The organism is Acinetobacter sp. KH_038, assembly GCF_057839405.1.
The window spans coordinates 2,902,033-2,923,610 of sequence record NZ_CM174489.1; the positions used below are offsets into that span (position 1 = coordinate 2,902,033).

The following is a 21,578-nucleotide window of genomic DNA, read 5'->3' on the forward strand; positions in this document are numbered from 1 at the left end:
TATGAAAAATTATTGTTTCAGTTCAATCAGGTTGCGGCCTTGCATTTCTGCAGGAACCGGAACTTGCATCAGGCTTAATAACGTCGGTGCCACATCTGCCAGGACACCGCCTTCTGCGATGGTGGCCTGAGTCGGACCGACATAAATAAATGGAACCAATTCAGTAGTATGCTGGGTATGCACCTGACCACTGTGATAGTCCTGCATCTGCTCTACATTACCATGATCGGCAGTGATAATCATATGGCCTTGTTGCGCCATCACCGCATCATATACTCGTCCTAAACAGGTATCGACCGCTTCGACTGCTTTCACAGCCGCATCAAAGACACCGGTATGACCGACCATATCACCATTGGCAAAGTTCACCACCAGCAGGTCGAATTCACCGGAATTGATTGCTGCCACCAGCTGATCCGTCACTTCATAAGCACTCATTTCCGGTTTAAGGTCATAAGTTGCTACATTTGGTGATGGAATCAGGATACGTTTTTCACCCGGATATTCATCTTCACGACCACCACTGAAGAAGAACGTCACATGCGCATATTTTTCAGTTTCTGCAATACGCAGCTGGGTTTTACCCAGGTTCGACAGGTATTCGCCAATCGAGTTGACCAATGCTTCCGGCATATAGGCCACAGGCGCATCAATTGTCGCCTGATAACGGGTTAGCATCACGAATTTGGCCAGATTTGGCACTACTTTACGTTCAAAACCGGCAAAGTCTTTTTCCACAAATGCGCGAGTAAGTTCACGGGCACGATCGGCACGGAAATTCATGAATACCACGCTGTCGCCATCCTGAATTTTTGCCAGCTCACCAATACGGGTAGCTTTGACAAATTCATCAGATTCATCTGCGGCATAAGCCTGTTCCAGGCCTTCAACTGCGGTAGTAGCAGTACGGGCTGCTTCGCCTTCAGTCAACAAGCGATAAGCCTGTTCCACGCGATCCCAACGGTTATCACGGTCCATGGCAAAATAACGGCCAATCATGCTGGCAATACGGCCTTGACCTGGATATTGTGCAAACAGCGCATCCAGTTTTTCCAGAGAAGGCTGGGCACTTTTTGGTGGTGTATCACGGCCATCCAGGAAAGCATGCAGATACACTGTGACACCACGTTTCAGGGCCAGTTCAGCCATCGCGACAATATGGTCTTCATGCGAATGTACACCGCCTTCAGACAACAGGCCGAGCAAATGCACTGCCCCGCCTGACGCTTTGGCTTTTTCAACGGCATCGACGAGTACTTCATGATTGAAGAAATCACCGGTACGGATGTCTTTGGTAATGCGGGTAAAATCCTGATACAGCACACGACCGGCACCAAGGTTCATATGCCCTACTTCCGAGTTGCCCATCTGTCCATCTGGCAGACCCACGTCTTCGCCAGAACCCGAGATCAGACCATGCGGATGCTTGTCCTGCATTGCAGTTAAATTAGGTCGTTTAGCTGCTAAAAACGCATTGTCTTCGACCGCTTCGCGATGACCCACACCATCCATAATCACCAAAACGTGAGGGATTTTGCCAGCAGTTGCATCCGCCATAATGAAATACTCTGTTCGTCTACGAATTAATCGCTCTATTTTAGCGAAGTTTGCAAAAAGAGGCCATGACCAGTAGATGGTTTAAGCCGCTCATCGCGATTGATTTGTTCTATTTTCCTGAGTCTTAGCGTGCCCGATGCAGCAAATATCCACCAATGGCAAACATGATCAGAATCGGAATAAATACGAACCATGCCGGAGATGGCGCATACACCAGACTGGCATAGCCCAGGAAATCCTGCAGGTAGAAAAAGCCCAGACCGGCAAATAAGGCAATCACCAGACGGAAACCCATCGATTGCTGACGCAGCGGCCCGAAAATAAATGAACAGGCGATCACCACCAGTGCAATCAGGGCAAAAGGCGAACCAAGTTTTTGCCAGAAGGCCAGCTGATAGGTTTTTGGCACCTGGCTATATTCATGCATATAACTGGTGAAACTGATCAGTTGGCTCGGTGACAGGTCTTCAGGATCGATGGTGACCATATGCACATATTTAGGCTGCAAGGCCAGCGCCAAGGGTTGCTGTTGCTGCTTGATCAGGGTGGCATTACCATTTTGCAAAATATCGAACTGTTCGGTATTGCCTAGCGTCCAGGAGCCATCTTTGACAAACTCGCCCTGATCCGCCTGCAAGGTGCCGCGCAAGCGATAATCTTCATCAAAATCCAGCATCTGTACATTTTTCAGCTGACCTTGTGAGTTGGCATAATCGATATAAATAAAGCGCTGCCCTTCCCGGGTCCAGTAACCCCGTACTTCACCCAGTTGCGCCGCTTTACTCGAACTTTTTACGCTCTTGGCCTGTTCATTGGTATAAGGAATCACCCACTCGCTCAGGGCAAATGACAACACCACCAACAACAATGCAGAACGGATCACCCAGCCGACAATCCGCCATAAACTGATCCCGATCGAACGCATCACAATCAGTTCGCTATTCGAGGCCAATGTGCCCAGACCTAAAACTGCACCGATCAGCGCCGAGATCGGCAGAATTTCATAGAGATAATTCGGCGCGCCCCAGAGCACATATTTCAAGGCATCCCAGGCACCATACCCTTCTTTTAGCGAGCCCAGCTCACCCAAATAAGTAAACAGGACCTGTAAACCCGCCAATACCGCGGTTGCACCCAGCATTGCCAGCGCAGTGGTTTGGGTCACATGTTTTGCAACTATACGACGTGCCAACATTGTTAAGACCTCACTCGCTGAATCTGTTTCTTAATTTTCGGGGCCAAGTTCTGTTTACGTGAGAACAAGGCACCCGCAATCGCATAGACCACCAGGATCAGTGGGTAAGCCCAGATGCCCATTTCTTCTTTACTGATTCGGGTTTTCACTGCCATCAAGGCCACGATCAGACTGGCAAAGATCATCAGGGCAGGAAATAGTTTGAGATAACGCCCCTGTCGCGGACTCACTTCAGACAAGGCTACGGCAAGAATCAGGGCAATCAGAATCGCAAACGGTACAAATACCCGCCAGCCCAACTCGCTGGCCACTACCGGATCCTGCCGGTTCTGCCACAATTGCGAAGTCGGCAAGGCTTCCACTTCTGCACTGGCAAACTGGGCTTCTGCATCATTTTCTAAACGCAGACGATAGCTTTCAAATTCGGCCTGGGTATATTGCGGTGTACCCGGATAGATCTCATAACGGCGTCCATTGACCAGATCGACCACATTGGCGGTATCGTTGGGTACCTCGATGCGGGTGGCTTCTTGCGCCAGAATCATCACATCGGGCTTGCCTTGTTTTTGTGAACGCTGATAAAAGAAAATATCTTTTAAATTCTTGCGGTCCTCAGACAGATCACCGGCATAAATGGTATAGGGCCCGGAGGAGATAAATTCTTTGGGTCGAACCAGATCAAAGCCGGTACGTACTGCCTGACTGGTGGTCAGCGCTTCAAACTGGCGAATGCCCCACGGCGCGGCCCACAGCATGAGTCCGGCCTGGGCAATTAAAAATACCAGGGTCATCGGCACCAGTAGACGTGCCAATTGATGCCGGCTGACGCCACTGCCATTCATCACCGCCATTTCATGATCGACATACAGACGGCCAAAAACCAGCATCAGACCAATAAAGAAACCGAGCGGAAGAATCAGGGTCAAGAATTCAGGCAAACGGTAGCCAATGATGCTAAATAAAATACCTGCATCCAGACGGCCTTGCGCTGCGACACCAAAATACTTGATCAGCCGACCACCCATCATGATCAAGGTCAATAAGGCAATCACCACCAAGGATGTCGAGACAACTTGCTTGACCAGATAACGCCGAATAATCAAATTAATTCTTCCAAAATAAGGTCTATAAAACGACTGCTAGTTTACCCGAATAGTAAAAATATAAAACCTAAGCGGCCCTGCCCATTGAAAATCTATTCGGATAAATGTTTCAATGACTGAATGATTTACAAATCCAGACAGGCGTGAAAACAGAATATGAAACTTACAATTAATACGTCATTCCCAGAGAATGGATCAAGTCAATCTTTGTTGATTTTAGTTGACTCAGAGCAGCTTAAGAATATAACCGCGACCTATCAAATCAACAATTTAGACACATTAATTGAAGCTTCCCAATTCAAGGCAACTTTGGCAGAAAACCTGAGCCTGATTGGTCAGGTCAGCCAGTCTAGTCATGCAGCACTGATTGGCTTGGGCAAAGTCGCTGAATTGCAACCGGCAAAACTGGCAAAAATTGCCCAGACTATTATTCAGGCCACTCAAAAAAAATTCAAACAGATTTCTGTAGACCTGACACAACTTCCACAAGAACTGCATTATCTGTTTGCGCTGGCATTGACCCAGGCCAGCTATGCATATGATGAATATAAATCCAAAAAGAATGAGTTTGTTCTGGAACAGATCGACCTGATTGCTACCCATAGCGTCTTGAGCACAGAACAGTTGCAACTGGTTCAAGCGGTACAAAGCGGACAAAATCTGGCACGTGACCTGGGCAACCGTCCGGGCAATATCTGTTTCCCTGAATATCTTGCCGATCAGGCTGTGGCATTGGCAGCTGAATATCCGGACCTGCTCAAAGTCACTGTTCTTGATGAACAGCAGATGGCAGATCTGGGCATGGGTGCTTTTCTTGCAGTCAGCCAGGGTTCCGACCGTCCAGGCCGTATCATCAGTATGGAATACCAGTCAGGGCGTAGCGAAGCACCCGTGGTACTGGTCGGTAAAGGGGTTACTTTTGATACCGGCGGTATTTCACTGAAACCAGGCGCAGGCATGGATGAAATGAAATACGATATGTGCGGTGCAGCCTCTGTACTTGGCACCATGCGCGCACTGTGTGAAGCACGTCTACCGCTGCATGTGGTAGGAACAATTGCCGCAGCAGAAAACATGCCTTCCGGCAAAGCGACCCGTCCGGGTGATATTGTCACCACCATGAGCGGCCAGACCGTTGAAATCCTGAATACCGATGCCGAAGGCCGTCTGGTGCTGTGTGATACCCTGACCTATGTGAAACGCTTTAACCCTGCGCTGGTGATTGATATTGCGACCTTGACCGGCGCCTGTGTCGTGGCTTTGGGTTCAGTGCTGACCGGTCTGTTCACACCAGATGACAAACTGGCAGCAGAACTGGAAGCTGCCGGCCAGCACTCATTTGACCGGGTCTGGCGTATGCCAGTCATCGATGACTATCAGGAACAGCTCGATTCCCCATTTGCCGACATTGCTAATATCGGTGGTCCAAAGGCCGGTTCTGTGACGGCTGCCTGCTTCCTGCAACGTTTTACCCGTGAATATCGCTGGGCGCATCTGGATGTGGCTGGTACAGCCTGGAATTCCGGCGCAAATAAAGGTGCTACCGGTCGTCCAGTTCCATTATTGATGCAGTTCCTGGCCAACCGCGTTCAAACGAATGGCTAAGGTCAGCTTTTACTTATTTGAAAAAAGTCCTGAACGACAAGTCGAAAGTGCTTGTCGTTTATGCCGCAAGATTCTGCGCCAGCCGGCGCGGATCTGGCTGCTGTGTGCCGATGCAGCCTTACAGCAGCAGCTGGATGAACGCCTGTGGAGTTTTGATCCTGCCAGTTTTATCCCTCATGGGATTGACCAAGTTGAGGCCACGGTATGTATTTCAGCAACCTTGCCGGAACAGTCCGACTGGATTATTTTCAATTTTAATCAGGAAGCACTTGAACCTTACACAAAATTTAGTCACATTATTGAGATCATTGAAAATCATGAAACGGCTAAACAGCAGGGCCGTGAAAAATTCAAACAATATCGTCGTTTAGGCATTGAGCCAACCACCCATAAGCTTTAACCGATATCACCCACAAGGAGAGGCACGTGGCATTAAATGTAGGTCCCGATTTTAAACAGCGCTGGTTAAATGTGCCGGAAGCTGTACGTCAGACCTTTATCGATGACCTCTCTCGTATCTGCGATATTTTAAAACCTGAAACGTCCTTAGAAGAATGGCAGATTCGTGATCAGCGCTTACAGCAGGAATCTGAACGCAAGATTGAAGAGGCATATGCCCAGCGCAAAACCGAATTAATTGAAGCAGCCCGTATTCGCAGACAGCTGGCACTCGAACAGGCCCTGGCCGAGAAACGTGCCGCAGAACAAGCTGCAATTGCACAACTGTATCAAGATGAACAACTGAAGTTTGCCGAGCAAAACCAGTTACTTGCTCAACTCAACATGCAGCTGGAAGCTGAAGTACAGCACTATGTTGAGCGTTATCAGAAAAATCCTGAGCATAGCGTTGACTTTGCCAAAGGTCGTCTCCTGGTGGAAGACCACACGATTTTATCTGAACTGGAAAGTGTCCGTTTGCGTCTGGAACTTGAAGCAGAAACCGTGATTGAACAGACTGTCAATGCGCTTAGAGAACAAATGCGTGCAGCGGCCCAGGAGGAAATTGATTACATCTTGAAAAACCGCCAAGCTGAATAAAAATCCGGCAAAAAAAGTCGTTGGTTGCCCAATTTCACCATGATGTCATCAAACTGACATGATTTGGTCACATCATGCCCCTCAGCTGATCTATCGATCTATAACAGAAAGATCAGCATATATAATGAAATAAGCGTTGAGGGAATCGTATGGACATTTTAAGCCAAATTACTCAAAAAATTGCGTTACTGCGCTGCGGTGAACAGTGTGTGATTAGTGCAGAAGAGCTATTGATCGGCCGCGATGACTTTCATTCATTGACGGTATATTTAAACCGCACTTCCGAGCAAGGTGGTTTCTCAGTGGTTGGAAATCGGGCGGTGCCCCAGTCTAGCGCCAGTACCAGCGTCAAAATTATCAAAAACTAATTGAAAAAAGCTCACGATAGTATAATGCCAGTCAGTTAAGAAATTGACTGGCATTTTATTTTTTAAATTCATGGCTGTATTTGATATATAGAAAAGTCATCCGCAACTGTTTGAGGCCGGACCACATTAAAAAATGATTGTTTCTGCGATAAATTTTCTAGTTGATAGTGGCTGACGAGTTTTGCGGATGACAAATGCCTTTGGTTACTTTGGGCGAAACCAAAGTAACAAATGAGCTGCAGAATTTTGATTTAAAACAATAAGACTCTGCGATGAATTAGTAAAAATTAAGGAATTTATTTCTAAACTCCTTAACTGATCAGCATTATCACGATAGTGGGCTTTTTTTATGCCTGTTTAAAGAAAATCGGCCAGCATAAAAGCGGCATTTCCAAGCAGATAGCCAATACTCAACAAGGTGCTAATCCAGAGTATGCCCCCAGCAATATTATAAAAGCTGAATGTAGCAAAATTCATATGCGCTGAACCGGCAGCAAAAGGGCCAAATGAGCGGACAAAGGGAATAAAGCGCGCAATCAGAATGGTTTTACCGCCATGCTTGATAAAATACTGGTTGGTTTTCACCATATATTCCGGCTTGAAATAGCGCGAATGCTGATTAAAATATTTTAAGCCCAGCACTTTTCCGGTGTAATAATTTACGCTATAGCCAAGTACCGAGGCAGTAAAGAGCAGTAATCCCATCGAATGTAGGGTCAGCAGATCACTACTGGCACACAAGGCACCTACCGCCAGCAATAAACTGTCGCCCGGCAGGAAAAAGAAGAATACCGAGCCGGTTTCCGCAAAAATCACCAGAAACAGGATCGCATAGATCCATACCCCATATTGATCGAGCAATAGCGGTAATGACTGTTCCAAGTTGAGTAAAAAATCGAGCATTCGACCCGTCCATCCAGGCAATATTTGCAAGTTGAACTACTGATTATCCCGAAAAATAAAAAAACAGTCTAATTTTTCAATCAGACTGCTCAGTAATTCAGCATTTTTCTTATTTTAAGAAACCATTTTCGGCAAGGAAGTCCATGCTGATTTTGGATTGCTGGGTCGTTTCAGCGGCTTTATCACCGAGCAATAAACGCTCGATATAACGCGCCAGTACATCGACTTCCAGATTGACTTTGCTGCCCGCTTTCCAGGTGCCAATGTTGGTACGCTCGGCAGTATGCGGGATCAGGTTCAGGCTAATCACATTACCACGCAAATGATTAATGGTCAGGCTAATACCATCGACCGTGACCGAGCCTTTTTCAGCCAGATATCTGGCAATTTCAGCAGGTGCAGTCACTTCATAATAAATCGAACGTGCATCTTCACGCACCAGGGTGATTTCACCTACTGCATCCACATGCCCTGACACAATATGCCCGCCAAAGCGTGTGGTCGGCAGCATGGCTTTTTCGACATTGACAGGTTGGCCGGCTTTCCAGGTACCGAGCGTGGTCCGGTTCAGACTTTCACGAGACACATCAGCTGCATACCAGTTCTCGCCCCAGTCAATTACCGTCAGGCAGATACCATTGGTGGCAATAGAATCGCCCAGATGTACATCCGACATGTCCAGATCAGTCTGGATGCGTAAACGTATATCACCACCGACACTTTGCAGACTGTCGACTTTGCCTAGACTTTCGATAATACCTGTAAACATTTTATTTCCTTTTCTATGCTTTACCACAGTGCCAACTGGGTACTGACACCAGTAGTATCGACGCCACCCAATTCAGCATAATGATGGAGCTGACTCAGCAATTGGCGGATTGGTGGGCCAGATTTGGCATGGGTATCGGTAATCACAATAAATTCCAGTACACGTGCACGCTCAGACTGACGCTGTTTGCTGACCCGATACCGTGGCACGTCCTGAGTGAGCAGAGTCACCCGACCACGTTTCAAGTTGGCCTGCAATAAATCGGTGGCACTGATATTGCCGTCGGTTGAATAACTGGTCAGGATAAAACGTGCATTAATGGTCGCCAACAGGTTTTCATAGGCTTCTTGTGCATATTTGGAAGAGTTGTACTGGCTCGGACGTTCTTTACGCCATGCCCGATCAATCCCGCTCTTGAATCCCTTGGTATCTGGCGTAGGTAAATCGGCCTGATCCCACAAGGTCAACGCATTCAGAACATGATAATTACTGCTATAGGCATGCTGATTATACGGTGGATCCAGATAAGCCACATCCACTTCAAAACCGCTCATCTGATTGGCCAGATGCTGGGCATCGACACACCACATTTCGGCGGCCATGCCTTTTTTCTGATCCGACTCACAGAAACGGCTTGGGGTCAGCCACAGTAAAGATTCGATCCGTTCCAGCGCAGTCTGGGTCTTGCCGCCCCAGCCATGGTGGAAACTTTTGAAAACACCCGAGGTATTGCTGACAAAACTGGCTGAATACAGTAAAGGTGCCAATAAGGCCGACATTTCGACATCGTCAATCGCACCTTGCGCCTGCCAGGCAGCAATCTGCTGACGAATCGCATCAATGCGCATGCCGTTACGACGTTTAAAGAACAAGCGGTCACGCGCCGGATCGTAAATTTCATCATTGCGCGGACACAGGTTGTGCGTTACCCAGCCCTTCACTTCCGGCAGACGGTTCAGATAATCAATCGCTTTCTGATAACCGCCCAGTTCTTTAAACGCCGGTGCTTCGGTACAGGCCAGTACGGCATGATTTAGTGCATGGCTATACGGTTCCCAGTCATTGGCAATGACACGATAACCATTTTGACGAGCTAAACGTGACACCACACCTGAACCGGCAAAGAAATCGGCAAAAATGGGGGCACGACCATCTTTACGATTCAGGGTGCCAGTACTTTCCAGAGCTTCCAGAATGAGATGCAGTAAACGGCGTTTGTTGCCCAGATAAGGAACCAATTGATGGAAAAGATACTCATCGGTGGTACGCGCCGCATGGCGGCGTTTATGATAAACCGTAGACTCTGAACTCATAGTGTCTCTTGAAAAGGAATTAACCTGAAGCGCACATCATCACCGAAGCGAGTCACATCGCGCAGCTTAAATCGGAGTTGTTCGGCCATACGGCTGAATTCTGCATTAAACATAGTACGTGCAGACTGGCCCAATAGGGTTGGTGCAACGTAACTGATCAGTTCATCAACCAATTGTTCTTGTAAAAATGCCGTAGATAAGGTCGCCCCTGCTTCCACCAGTACATCATAAATCTGATGCTGCTCAGCCAGCTGGGACAATAATTGTTTTAAAGGCTGTACCGCTAATTGTAGCACACCCAGATCGGCCAGCTCCTGACGGAATGGCCCCATGACCATCACGCTGTCAGGTTGCGCCAGAATTTTTGCTGACAATAGCAAACGCCCCTGACGGTCCAGAATGATGCGCTTGGGCTGTACTACGGTTTCAATATCTTCAATGCCATCCAGTTGCCGTACATTGAGCTGACAGTCATCGGCCAGAACCGTATCAATACCGGTGATCACTGCACCGGAAATGGCCCGCCAATGCTGCACGTCCTGACGCGCCTCGGCTCCGGTAATCCATTTCGATTCACCCGAAGCCATAGCCGTACGGCCATCTAAACTCGAGGCAATTTTAAGGCGCACATAAGGCATGCCGGTGGCCATGGCCTTTAAGAAACCATGGTTCAGTGAATGCGCCTGATCCTGACCAATCCCGACTTCAACCTCAATCCCGGCATCTTTTAAAATCTGTACGCCCTTACCTGCCACCAAAGGATTGGGATCAGGACAGGCCACAATAACTTTAGCCACACCTGCTGCGACCAGCCCCCTGGCACACGGCGGTGTACGGCCATAATGCGCACATGGTTCTAAAGTCACATAAGCAGTTGCACCACGTGCCTGCTCATCCGCCTGACGCAGCGCAAAAACTTCCGCATGCGGCTGTCCGGCCTGAGGATGAAAACCTTCACCGACCATCACCCCATCTTTGACAATGACACAACCGACATTCGGATTCGGTTTGGTGCTGTACTGGCCTTGCTGGGCAAGCTGAATCGCTCGCTGCATCCAGACTTGATCTTGATTCAGTTCAGACATGTTTATTCTTGTGATTCTCGCTGTTGCATCTGTTCAATTTGATGACGAAACGCTTCGACATCCTGAAAGTCCTGATAGACTGAGGCAAAACGTACATAAGCCACGTGATCGAGTGCAAATAAAGACTGCATCACGATTTCACCAATGGTACGCGATTTCACGTCACGCTCACCCAGACGGCGAATCTGCAACTGGATATCGCTCAAAACTGTTTCAATCTGTTCTTGTGTCACCGGACGCTTCTGCAAGGCATGCATCAGGGAACGGCGCAATTTGGCTTCATCAAATGGTTCATTTTTGCCATCCGACTTGATGACACGCGGCATCACCACTTCATAACTTTCAAAAGTCGTGAAACGTTCATTACAACTGACACATTCACGGCGACGACGAATCTGACAGCCTTCGGCTGCCAGGCGTGAATCAATCACTTTACTGTCTGCAGTATTGCAAAATGGGCAATGCATAGCGGTTTAATTGAACAAATCCAGATGGATTCCGAGTGTAGCAAAAATTGCAAACTTTGTAGAGTTTTACGCAACATATAGAAAAAAAACAGCCCATTTGGGCTGTTTTGCACTATATATTGATTATAGGTATTTATTATTATTCGACACGTTCGCCATGTTGGCTTAAATCCAGACCCATACGCTCATCATCAGATGCCACACGGATCCCAATGATCAGGTCAATTACTTTCAGGATGATGAATGTCATGATGGCAGAGTACGCGATGGTTGCCAGAACCCCTTCAATCTGAACCCAAAGCTGGCTCATCATATTGGCAGGCGCAGCATCACCCATAATGAATTCGCTGGCAAAGAAAGCGGTCAGGATCGCACCGACAATACCACCCACACCATGCAGACCAAAAGCATCTAAAGAGTCATCGGCTTTCAAGGCACGTTTCAGTGCAGTAATGCCCCAGAAACATACCACACCACCGATCAGACCCATCGCCAGTGCACCGCCAACCGTTACAAAACCTGCCGCTGGCGTAATCACCACCAGACCCGCCACTGCACCCGATACGCCGCCCAGTACAGAAGCTTTGCCACGTACCAGTTTTTCAGTAATTAACCAGGAGATCGCGGCTGCCGCTGCTGCGACTTGAGTCACCACCAGCGCATAACCGGCCGAGCCGTTTGCACCCAGGGCAGAACCACCGTTGAAACCGAACCAGCCGACCCAGAGCAAAGATGCACCGACGACTGTCAGAGTCAGATTATGCGGTGCCATCGATTCACGACCCAGGCCCATACGTTTGCCCAGCATATATGCGGCAACCAGACCGGCAACACCCGAGTTAATATGAACCACCGTACCACCAGCAAAATCAAGTGCACCGTCGTTACCCAACCAGCCGCCACCCCATACCCAATGGGTAATTGGTGCGTATACGATCACCACCCACAGGGCGACGAAAGCAACGAATGCACCAAACTTCATCCGTTCTGCAATCGAACCGCTGATGATCGCCACGGTAATAATGGCAAAAGTCATTTGGAAAATAACAAACAGGATTTCAGGAATGCTGCCTGATAGTGCTTCGGTGGTAATGCCGGCCAGCATAAATTTATCAAGGCTACCAATAAAGGCATTGCCTTCGCCAAAGGCCAGGGTATAACCGATGATCACCCAGACGATGCTGACGACTGCTGCAGCAATAAAGCTGTGCGCCATCGTTGCAAGCACGTTTTTCTTACGGACCATACCGCCGTAAAATAGTGCTAAACCAGGAATGGTCATTAACAGGACCAATGCGGTAGAGGTTAAAACCCAGGCAGTATCACCCGTATCTAATGTTGCTTCTTCTTCTGCGGGTACTGCTGTTTCAACTGGTGCCACTCCAGCAATTGCTGCTGGAGTATCTGTAGTAGTATTCAGTGTAGTTTCGCCTGCTTCTTCAACAAGCACAATTTCTTCTGTCGGTGGTGTTGCTGTTGCAGCGTTTTCAGCCCATGCAACAGAACCACCAAAAAGAGCGCCGGCCATGCCGAACGCAAGTAGCATTTTTTTCATTCGTATCCCCCAACCAAGTTTTTGTGAGTTCTTAGGTACTCAGCAAACTTCGTGCCAAGTTAGACAGCGTCTGCACCTGTTTCACCTGTACGAATACGGATGACTTGTTCCAAGTTAGTCACGAAAATTTTTCCGTCACCGATTTTTCCAGTGCTAGCCACACGGGTAATAGATTCAATGACGGAGTCGACCATTTCATCGCTAATTGCAATTTCAATTTTGACTTTCGGCAGGAAATCTACAACGTATTCAGCACCACGATAGAGTTCAGTATGGCCTTTTTGACGACCAAAGCCTTTCACTTCAGTTACAGTGATGCCTTGAACACCAATTTCAGATAATGCTTCGCGAACATCATCCAATTTAAAAGGTTTTACAATTGCAGTTACGAGCTTCATGTTTGTTTTCCTTCGGCTTATTTCACCAGTAAGGTTTTACGTTCAAATTTCATGCCAAGATCCCTAAGGTCGGGGGAAATTAGAAAACCCGGCATGTGGTTTATTTATACCTCATTTTATACATATAAAGGTTTTGAATCTCTAAAAAACCGACATTTTTTATGTGGATTTTTACAATATCTCTTATCGACTAAGCCTATATTTTGTCTGAAATACTAGGGTCTGTATTCGAGCAATGCTACACTGTGGGCTCCTTTCGCTGGCGATGGATCAGATAATGATTGAAACCCTATTACAAGCAATCTTGCAGCAAGTTGAACAACCTAAGAAAGATCTGGAACAGAATCTCCGTGCCCTGTTAAATGAAGCCGTGACAAAAATGGATCTGGTCTCGCAAGAAGAGATCGAGCGCCAACGTACTGCGCTAAACAATGCCAATCAGCGTCTGAATGATTTGCTGAAACAGGTTGAAGCATTAGAACAGAAAATTTCGAATAAAAAATAAGCACAAGTACAGTGCATAAAAGACGCTATAGCTATAAAAATAATGCACCAAACTGGAACAATAATAATGTCTTTTGCCAAAATTTATACGCGGGGCTTGCTTGGCCTGCGCGCACCTTTAATTGAAGTCGAGGTTCATGTCAGTTCCGGCATGCCTTCCCTCACTATTGTCGGACTTCCCGAAGCCGCAGTCCGGGAAAGTAAAGACCGGGTCCGTTCTGCTATTTTAAATAGCGGCTTTCAGTTTCCGACCAAACGTCTGACCATTAATCTGGCTCCGGCAGACCTGCCCAAAGATGGTTCACGTCTCGACCTGCCGATTGCCCTGGGTATTTTAGTGGCCTCCGGACAACTGCCAGAAAACTGCACTGATCAGCTTGAGTTTATTGGAGAATTGGCCCTTGACGGTCAATTGCGTCCCGTCACTGGCATTCTCAGTATTGCAATCGCCTGCCAGCATGACCAGCATCAACTGATGTTGCCAGGCCCCAATGCACAAGAAGCCTGCCAGCTCCCAGACTTCAAAGTCTTTGCCGCCAATCATCTGAAAGAGGTCTGTGAACATCTTTCTCAGGCGCAGTGCTTACCGCAAACACAGGCCAGTCCAGTTGATACAGACCATTTTTACAAATTTGATCTTGCCGATGTCAAAGGCCAATTGCGGCCACGGCGTGCACTGGAAATTGCCGCAGCTGGTGGACATTCCCTGCTGTTTCGAGGGCCACCTGGCACGGGGAAAACCTTGCTGGCTTCTCGGCTGGCCAGTATTTTACCGCCGTTAAAAACTCAGGAAAATCTGGAGGTCGCCAGTATTTACTCCGTCGCGAATGCCAGTCATCCTTTTGGACAGCGGCCATTTCGAGCGCCACATCATACTGCCTCTGCAATTGCACTGGTGGGCGGTGGCTCGCACCCCAAACCAGGCGAGATTACCTTGGCACATTTAGGCGTGCTGTTTCTGGATGAGCTGCCTGAATTCGACCGTAAAGTATTGGAAGTGCTGCGCCAGCCTCTGGAAGCCAAGGAAATCGTGATTTCACGCGCTTCACGCCAGATTACTTTTCCAGCCAACTTTCAGCTGGTGGCTGCCATGAATCCCTGTCCCTGCGGTTATGCCTTTAATCAGGATATTCGCTGCCAATGTTCTCCTGACAGTATTAAACGCTATCAGAGCCGGATTTCAGGCCCGTTGCTGGACCGGATTGACTTGCATATCGATGTACCCCCCTTGCAAGCCCAGGAGCTACAGGATAATCGACCCGCAGAAAACTCGGAAACAGTCAGACAACGTGTGATCGCCGCCTATGACATTCAGATGCAACGACAAAATACGTTAAATATGAGCCTCAGCCCCAAACAGCTAGAACGCTATGCGACATTAGATCTGCCTGCTCAGAACATGCTTGAACTGGCCCAGCAAAAACTGAATTTGTCCGCCCGCGGCTATCATCGCGTTTTACGGGTTGCTCGAACCATAGCCGATTTAAATCAAAGTTTGGATATTCAGAGTCAGCACCTGTCGGAAGCTTTATCTTATCGGGGACAGCAACAGATCTGAATCAAAACAGATAAAAAAAGCGACCTCAGGTCGCCTTTTTTATCTACACAGAATTAGAAACTATAGCCAAGTCCAAATACCACTTTATTCTTTTGTTTTTCTTCAAAACGATCATAACCTCCAACCGTATAATTCATGCTTGCAGTCACACCTGTATCACCCAGTGGCTTGCTGAGGCCTATATCGAAATGACGAAAACCGAAACTGTTTTCCGTACCTTCTATATCCCCATCTTTTGCATAGATATATAAGCCAAGTGCGGTATCCAGGCTAAAGTCTTTTGGCAGTGCATAGCTATAGGTTCCTTTTAGATAAGTATCCCCTGCATTACCCCAATCAAGATCTTCAAGTAATGTTTGAGCAGTAACACCAAAATCTTTATAAGTCAGACCGAGCATGGTTTCAAAGCCATTTGAACCGGTATTACCAATATCATAATAGTAATAATAAGTTAAACCTGCTGTATAACCCCAATCCTCATTAATTGAACCGTTATAACCTGCATAAAAGTCATTTTCAAAGGCATTTGGCAAATCATCGCCATAGTCTAATGTTGATCCCCACCAGCCTGCATAGAAGCCTGATGCATGGTTGTAATCCAGCCCGCCTTGCAAGGTCGCTCCGCTATTTTCAGGAGCATTGGTAATACCGCGCAAGTTATAGCTTGAAAGCACGCTGATATTTCCTGAAACTGTATGTTCAGCAGCAGGTTCCTCAGCAAAACTTAACGTTGATGCCGCACCCAATACAGCGACTGATAATACTTTTAAAGTTAGTTTCATTATTTGGCTCCCCAAGACCGTCCTGAGACGTTTTTATGATCATGTATTAAACTCAGGATAGACTTTGCAAGAGCTATGCCAATCTATAAAAAATCAGCTCAAAATAAAATTTCTGCCTTACACTTGGACACAAATAATTGTTTTTAATTAAAAAATTAAAATAAAAGAAATAAACAGCCCCTTATGACGCTCTCATTATTTCTGTTTCAGTTATTTTTGGCTAAAGGTTACTGTTTTTGCAATCGTCACATCTTTATTTAGCTATTGCCTCTTTTTGAGTCCGTTTTTATAGCGATTAAAATTTATGCTAAAAAATAGTGCACAAAATTTGATCTATTTTCATTTTATCTGATCAGTTTACAAAATAAATCAGTAGATTTATTTATGTCTGAGGTATTTCAACCAAGTATCCAGATAGTAAAATATGCTTTTGTTTTTATTAGTTTTTTACTAAAAGTTCAAAATTTACTCTCCTAGAATCCTTGGCACTGTTTAATTTTAATTAAAAAAAACCTGAACTTTAGTGGAATATACTCAATAAAAAATGACATTTTTTCAGCAATTCTTATACAATTCCTAAAAATTTCCGATCAATTTGTATAAGGCTCTCTCCCCAATGCAAAATTCAAAAAAATTAATGTTGGCAGTTTTAATTCAAGCTGCTTTAGTTTCGACTGTATATGCAAACGAACAAAGTGAAGCAAAAGGCTTTGTTGAAGGTGCTGAAGGTACAGTTTTATTCCGTACTGGCTTTTTACAACGCGATAAGAAAAATGGTGTAGCTGATACACGCTCAACCGCGCAAACTGCAATTGTTAAACTGGATTCTGGTTTTACTCAAGGTACAGTAGGTTTTGGTGCCGGTATTATTGGTGATGCATCTTTCAAACTGGGCGAAAATGCACATGCCGGGAATAATATGATTCCTAAGAACAACGATGGCTCAGCTTATGATCATTGGGCTCGTGGTGGTGCATATGTTAAAGCACGTGTATCGAATACGACAGCTCTATACGGTACTCAAGTTCTAGACCTGCCCGTACTTGCCAGCAACACTGCACGTTTAGTTCCTGAATATTTTGAAGGTTTATTAGTCACAAGTAATGAAATTGATAACCTTAGCTTAACCGCGGGTAAATTCACCAAGAACCAATATTCTGATCAAATTAATTCAGATGGTCGTGAATTGGATCGTGCTGTAGTTTGGGGTGCAAAATACACCTTTAATGATGACTTAAATGCATCTTATTATGGTGTTGACGTTAAAGATAAATTAGATCGTCACTATGCCAATGTAAACTATACCCATGGCTTAAAAGACGATGCTTCTTTAAACTTTGATGTAAGTGGCTACCATACTGAGTGGGATAAGGACGGCGAAACTTATTCTGAGACTACAACAGATAAGTCTGATCGTAAAAATACGATTTTCGCGGTATCTAGTGCATACAGTAAAGATGTTCATAATGTAATGCTTGCTTACCAACAAAATACAGGTAATACAGGCTATGACTATGGCAACAATGCTGACGGTGGTCAAAGTATCTATCTTCCTAACTCCTACCTTTCTGACTTCATTGGTAACGATGAAAAATCAGTTCAGCTTCAATACAGTTACAATTTTAAAAATCACGGTTTAGCAGGTTTGAACTGGACTACTGCATATGTGTATGGCTGGGATATCAATGTAAATAACTCAGACACAGATGGCCAAGAACGCGAATTCTTTAATCAGGTGAAATATACAGTTCAGTCTGGTTTTGCGAAAGATGCAAGCTTGCGTTTACGTCATTCTTATTACCGTGCAAGTGATAACTACCAATCTAACTATATTGGTGACACGAATGAATGGCGTATCTGGTTAGATATTCCTGTGAAATTATTCTAATTCACTCGAAGTTCAAGCCATAAAAAAACCTGCACAATGTGCAGGTTTTTTTTCAATTTAAGCTCTAAACGTTTAAAGACTTAAACCAACAGGCAAAGCAATTATTTGTTTGCTTCTGCATATGCAGCAATTGAGTCCAGTACTTCTTGTTTCGCAACATCCGCACCTTCCCAACCGCTTAATTTGACCCATTTTCCAGGCTCTAAGTCTTTGTAGTGCTGGAAGAAATGTTCAATCTGGCTAATCAACAATGGAGGAAGATCAGTATATTCCTGAACATCTTTGTAGATTGGAGTCAGTTTGTCGTGTGGAACTGCAACCAGTTTCGCATCAACACCGCCATCATCTTCCATGTTCAGTTTACCCACTGGACGGCAACGGATCACAGAACCTGGCTCTACTGGGTGTGGCGTCACAACCAATACATCAAGTGGATCACCATCAAGAGACAGTGTATTTGGCACATAACCGTAGTTCGCTGGGTAGAACATTGCTGTACCCATGAAACGGTCTACGAATAATGCATCAGAATCTTTATCAATTTCGTATTTGATCGGTGCTGCATTTGCAGGGATTTCGATAATGACATAGATGTCGTTTGGCGCATCTTTACCCGCTGGGATATTGCTGTAGCTCATAGCATCACTCTTTAACAAGTTATATCTTTTAAAAACCGCGACAATTATAACGGTTTTTCAAGAATTTTTTGGATTTTAAAATATCGAACTGTAAATATGTCTGGCAACGTCGAGGCGACTTAGACCATCTTGATAATCAAAAGCAGCAAAGCTACCGGACACAAGATTGAAAGCAGCCAGATAATTGAGCGTAAGGTCGCCCAGTTGGCCAGATAGCAGATACCATATAGCACACGAAAAACCAGATAAGCGACGCCAAAAGTCATCACCAAGCTTTGTGGCACCACCATATATTCTGCCATCAAGATTGCAGCGATAAATAGCGGTAAACTTTCAAAACTATTTTGCTGGACGGCATTGGCACGGCTCGCGAGGCCTGTTGATTTTGCCAAAAACTCTCGTGGATTCTGATTGTCTTTCGCGCTAAAGCCTGCCGATTTCTTTGCAATCAAAGTAAATACATAAGGCAAAAGACAAGCGGCTAAAATGAGATAAATAATCCCACTAATGCTGTGCATCTGTTTTTTCTCATGAAAATTTTATCTCTATCATAGCATGGCATTTCGTGAATAAATTTTGTTAAATAGGGTGCTTTTTATTACTTATTAAGGATTCACTATGGTTGCGCCTGAGCAAAATGAAATGTTCGATGTCCTCGAGAAACAGCGCCAGCATCAACGTCAAGTGGATCGCGTTTTAAAAATTGTGCTGCCGATTGTGGCATTTTTAATGGCCGTAATTTGTGCCAATATGAATATCTGGTCGCCGATCTTCACCTTTGCGCTGTTATGGATTGCCTTTTATGCGGTCGGGATCAAGCGTATGCCGCTCTGGCATTGGGTGGTGGCGATTTTGCTGTACTGTTTAATTGACAATATTCTCAGTTATGGCAGCTTTAACCAGACCGGATTTACCCGTCAGTTTGGCACCATGTTTATATTCCTGGGAGTGGTCGGTGTCGGCCGTCCTTATTTTGACCGCTGGCTGATGAAAAAATAAAAGCCTGCAACTAAAAAAAGCGCCATCAGGCGCTTTTTTTATGATCCAATTTAAGCAGTTTTACGTAAATCTTTACGCAGGATTTTACCTACGTTGGATTTTGGTAATTCGTCCATAAACTCGACATAACGTGGACGTTTATAACCGGTCAGATTTTCTTTGGCAAATGCCAAAACTTCTTCTGTGGTCAAAGACGGATCCTTTTTCACCACAAACAGTTTCGGTACTTCACCAGACTTCTCATCTGGTACACCAATCGCAGCCACTTCCAGTACTTTTGGATGTGTTGCGACAACTTCTTCAATCTCAGATGGATAGACGTTGAAACCAGAAACCAAGATCATGTCTTTCTTACGGTCTACGATTTTTACATAACCACGTGAGTCCATGACACCGATATCACCGGTACGGAAGAAGCCATTTACCATGACTTTTTCAGTTTCATCTGGACGGTTCCAGTAGCCTTTCATCACCTGAGGACCACGGATTGAAATTTCACCTTGCTCACCCAATGGAACTTCATTGCCGTCATCATCCAGAATTGCCACTTCAGTCAATGGCAATGGAATCCCGATGGTGCCACTGAATTCTTCAGATGCAGGCGGGTTTGCTGTCGCCACCGGAGAGGTTTCAGACAGGCCATAGCCTTCAACAATATTGGTGCCGGTGAGTTTCTTCCACGCTGCTGCGGTAGAAGGCAGGACAGCCATACCACCACCCATCGCCATTTTCAGCTTGCTATGATCCAGCTGCTTGAACTCTTCATTATTTACCAGCGCATTGAACAAGGTGTTCACTGCCGGGAAGAAGGTTGGCTGGTATTTACGTAACTCTTTCATGACCGCAGGAAGATCACGCGGATTCGGAATCAGGACGTTGGCCTGACCTTTGTACATGCCATAAAGTGCACATACCATGAACGCAAAGATATGATAAAGCGGTAAGGCACAGAAAATACGGTCATCTGGCTGGCCATCTTGAGCACCAAACTTGCTCTGGAAGATGCCATCACACTGCAACAGGTTTGCAACCAGATTACGATGGGTCAGTTCAGCACCTTTCGATACGCCTGTAGTACCGCCAGTATACTGAAGAACCGCGGTATCACTGAGAGTCAATTCAGGACGTTTATAGTTGCTTGGACTGATTTTATTTAATGCTGTATTGAATTTCACATGACCTGGAATATCCCAAGCTGGAATCTGTTTACGTACAGAGCGTAAAACAAAGTTCACCAGAGTACCTTTTAATGTACCCAGCATGTCACCTACGGAAGCAACGACCACATGCTTCACCGGGGTTTTACCTATAATTGCCTGATAAACAGAGGCAAAGTTTTCAATAATCACCAGTACTTCAGCGCCTGAGTCATTCAACTGATGTTCAAGTTCACGCGATGTATAGAGTGGATTGACGTTGACCAGCACCAGACCTGCGCGGAACACCGCCAGTGCCACGACCGGATACTGCAGCACGTTTGGCATCATCACCGCAACACGTGAACCTTTTGCCAACCCCAGACTTTGTAAATATGTTGCAAACTTGCGGCTCGCTTCTTCCAGTTCATTGAAAGTCATGGCCTTATCCATAAAAATAAAGGCATCACGCGAACCAAATTTTTGGAAATTACGCTCAAAAACATCAACTAGAGAAGTATTCTCTGCCGGTAATTCTACTGTTTCCGGAATCCCTGTCTTTTGGTATTCAGCCAACCAAATTTTTTCCATAATGCCCATCTCTCCAATCATAATCCTTAGTATTTTCAACTGTTTTTTTCAATATTGCCTGCCTTTTTTAGACTTGTATATGTGCAATATTGCATCCATCTTGTCGAATCGTTGTTCATATATAAC

The 21,578-nt window shown here is 45.8% G+C and carries 22 protein-coding genes; 8 read left to right on the forward strand and 14 right to left on the reverse strand.

Features of this window, described 5'->3' with window-relative positions; all coding sequences use genetic code 11:
* Positions 1-9: 9 nt before the first annotated feature.
* The 3 genes from gpmI to lptF all read right to left on the reverse strand — a co-directional run bounded on the left by gpmI (position 10) and on the right by lptF (position 3,855).
* Entirely contained in the window at positions 10-1,557 is a 1,548-nt protein-coding gene (gene gpmI, locus AC3IT7_RS13815) for a 2,3-bisphosphoglycerate-independent phosphoglycerate mutase (RefSeq protein ID WP_489248839.1), read from the reverse strand.
* 124 nt (positions 1,558-1,681) lie between these two features.
* A complete protein-coding gene (lptG, locus tag AC3IT7_RS13820; protein WP_489248840.1) occupies positions 1,682-2,752 on the reverse strand; it encodes an LPS export ABC transporter permease LptG in 1,071 nt (356 codons plus the stop codon).
* A gap of 2 nt (positions 2,753-2,754) precedes the next feature.
* A complete protein-coding gene (gene lptF / locus AC3IT7_RS13825; RefSeq protein WP_475654427.1) occupies positions 2,755-3,855 on the reverse strand; it encodes an LPS export ABC transporter permease LptF in 1,101 nt (366 codons plus the stop codon).
* Positions 3,856-4,011: 156 nt separating this feature from the next.
* On the opposite strand from lptF, the gene AC3IT7_RS13830 reads away from it, so the two are divergent.
* From AC3IT7_RS13830 to AC3IT7_RS13845, 4 genes are all read left to right on the forward strand, one after another.
* The gene (locus AC3IT7_RS13830; RefSeq protein WP_489248841.1) at positions 4,012-5,460 is read left to right on the forward strand and encodes a leucyl aminopeptidase; all 1,449 of its coding nucleotides are present in this window, start codon (positions 4,012-4,014) and stop codon (positions 5,458-5,460) included.
* Complete coding sequence (locus tag AC3IT7_RS13835; protein ID WP_489248842.1) at positions 5,453-5,860, forward strand: DNA polymerase III subunit chi; 408 nt, start codon at positions 5,453-5,455, stop codon at positions 5,858-5,860. The genes AC3IT7_RS13830 and AC3IT7_RS13835 overlap by 8 nt, the downstream gene beginning before the upstream one ends.
* 26 nt (positions 5,861-5,886) lie before the next feature.
* Positions 5,887-6,498: a cell division protein BlhA gene (blhA, locus tag AC3IT7_RS13840; protein ID WP_489248843.1), complete on the forward strand. Its 612-nt coding sequence runs from the start codon at positions 5,887-5,889 to the stop codon at positions 6,496-6,498.
* A 149-nt stretch (positions 6,499-6,647) separates the two neighbouring features.
* Entirely contained in the window at positions 6,648-6,866 is a 219-nt protein-coding gene (locus AC3IT7_RS13845) for a hypothetical protein (RefSeq protein ID WP_475654423.1), read from the forward strand.
* A gap of 357 nt (positions 6,867-7,223) precedes the next feature.
* On the opposite strand, the gene AC3IT7_RS13850 is transcribed toward AC3IT7_RS13845, so the two are convergent.
* From AC3IT7_RS13850 to glnK, 7 genes are all read right to left on the reverse strand, one after another.
* Positions 7,224-7,769: a VTT domain-containing protein gene (locus tag AC3IT7_RS13850; protein WP_489248844.1), complete on the reverse strand. Its 546-nt coding sequence runs from the start codon at positions 7,767-7,769 to the stop codon at positions 7,224-7,226.
* Positions 7,770-7,878: 109 nt separating this feature from the next.
* Positions 7,879-8,538 (reverse strand): riboflavin synthase, encoded by a 660-nt coding sequence (locus tag AC3IT7_RS13855; protein WP_159516346.1) that lies wholly within the window; start codon positions 8,536-8,538, stop codon positions 7,879-7,881.
* Between the two features lie 20 nt (positions 8,539-8,558).
* Positions 8,559-9,851, reverse strand: a complete 1,293-nt coding sequence (locus tag AC3IT7_RS13860) for a DNA adenine methylase (RefSeq protein WP_489248845.1) — start codon at positions 9,849-9,851, stop codon at positions 8,559-8,561.
* On the reverse strand, positions 9,848-10,936 hold the full coding sequence (gene ribD / locus AC3IT7_RS13865) for a bifunctional diaminohydroxyphosphoribosylaminopyrimidine deaminase/5-amino-6-(5-phosphoribosylamino)uracil reductase RibD (RefSeq protein WP_489248846.1): 1,089 nt from the start codon (positions 10,934-10,936) through the stop codon (positions 9,848-9,850). The genes AC3IT7_RS13860 and ribD overlap by 4 nt, the downstream gene beginning before the upstream one ends.
* 2 nt (positions 10,937-10,938) lie before the next feature.
* Positions 10,939-11,403 (reverse strand): transcriptional regulator NrdR, encoded by a 465-nt coding sequence (nrdR, locus tag AC3IT7_RS13870; protein ID WP_005094481.1) that lies wholly within the window; start codon positions 11,401-11,403, stop codon positions 10,939-10,941.
* 139 nt (positions 11,404-11,542) lie between these two features.
* A complete protein-coding gene (locus tag AC3IT7_RS13875) occupies positions 11,543-12,958 on the reverse strand; it encodes an ammonium transporter (RefSeq protein WP_489248847.1) in 1,416 nt (471 codons plus the stop codon).
* Positions 12,959-13,017: 59 nt separating this feature from the next.
* Positions 13,018-13,356 (reverse strand): P-II family nitrogen regulator, encoded by a 339-nt coding sequence (gene glnK, locus AC3IT7_RS13880; protein WP_004650081.1) that lies wholly within the window; start codon positions 13,354-13,356, stop codon positions 13,018-13,020.
* Between the two features lie 277 nt (positions 13,357-13,633).
* Between glnK and AC3IT7_RS13885 the strand changes: the two genes are divergently transcribed.
* Together AC3IT7_RS13885 and AC3IT7_RS13890 are read left to right on the forward strand one after the other, a co-directional pair.
* Complete coding sequence (locus AC3IT7_RS13885; protein WP_225553520.1) at positions 13,634-13,861, forward strand: accessory factor UbiK family protein; 228 nt, start codon at positions 13,634-13,636, stop codon at positions 13,859-13,861.
* Between the two features lie 66 nt (positions 13,862-13,927).
* A complete protein-coding gene (locus AC3IT7_RS13890; protein WP_489248848.1) occupies positions 13,928-15,418 on the forward strand; it encodes a YifB family Mg chelatase-like AAA ATPase in 1,491 nt (496 codons plus the stop codon).
* A gap of 53 nt (positions 15,419-15,471) precedes the next feature.
* On the opposite strand, the gene AC3IT7_RS13895 is transcribed toward AC3IT7_RS13890, so the two are convergent.
* The gene (locus AC3IT7_RS13895) at positions 15,472-16,200 is read right to left on the reverse strand and encodes a TorF family putative porin (protein ID WP_489248849.1); all 729 of its coding nucleotides are present in this window, start codon (positions 16,198-16,200) and stop codon (positions 15,472-15,474) included.
* 616 nt (positions 16,201-16,816) lie between these two features.
* Between AC3IT7_RS13895 and AC3IT7_RS13900 the strand changes: the two genes are divergently transcribed.
* A complete protein-coding gene (locus AC3IT7_RS13900) occupies positions 16,817-18,088 on the forward strand; it encodes an OprD family outer membrane porin (protein ID WP_489248850.1) in 1,272 nt (423 codons plus the stop codon).
* A gap of 101 nt (positions 18,089-18,189) precedes the next feature.
* Here the strand turns inward: AC3IT7_RS13900 and ppa are convergent, their stop codons facing one another.
* Positions 18,190-18,726, reverse strand: a complete 537-nt coding sequence (gene ppa / locus AC3IT7_RS13905; protein WP_004281037.1) for an inorganic diphosphatase — start codon at positions 18,724-18,726, stop codon at positions 18,190-18,192.
* Between the two features lie 119 nt (positions 18,727-18,845).
* Positions 18,846-19,244, reverse strand: coding sequence for an MAPEG family protein (locus AC3IT7_RS13910; protein ID WP_489248851.1), 399 nt, complete (start codon positions 19,242-19,244; stop codon positions 18,846-18,848).
* A 100-nt stretch (positions 19,245-19,344) separates the two neighbouring features.
* Between AC3IT7_RS13910 and AC3IT7_RS13915 the strand changes: the two genes are divergently transcribed.
* Positions 19,345-19,725: a hypothetical protein gene (locus tag AC3IT7_RS13915; RefSeq protein WP_244782681.1), complete on the forward strand. Its 381-nt coding sequence runs from the start codon at positions 19,345-19,347 to the stop codon at positions 19,723-19,725.
* Between the two features lie 50 nt (positions 19,726-19,775).
* Here AC3IT7_RS13915 and AC3IT7_RS13920 read toward each other — a convergent pair whose 3' ends face one another.
* Entirely contained in the window at positions 19,776-21,452 is a 1,677-nt protein-coding gene (locus AC3IT7_RS13920; RefSeq protein WP_489248852.1) for an AMP-binding protein, read from the reverse strand.
* Between the last annotated feature and the right edge of the window lie 126 nt (positions 21,453-21,578).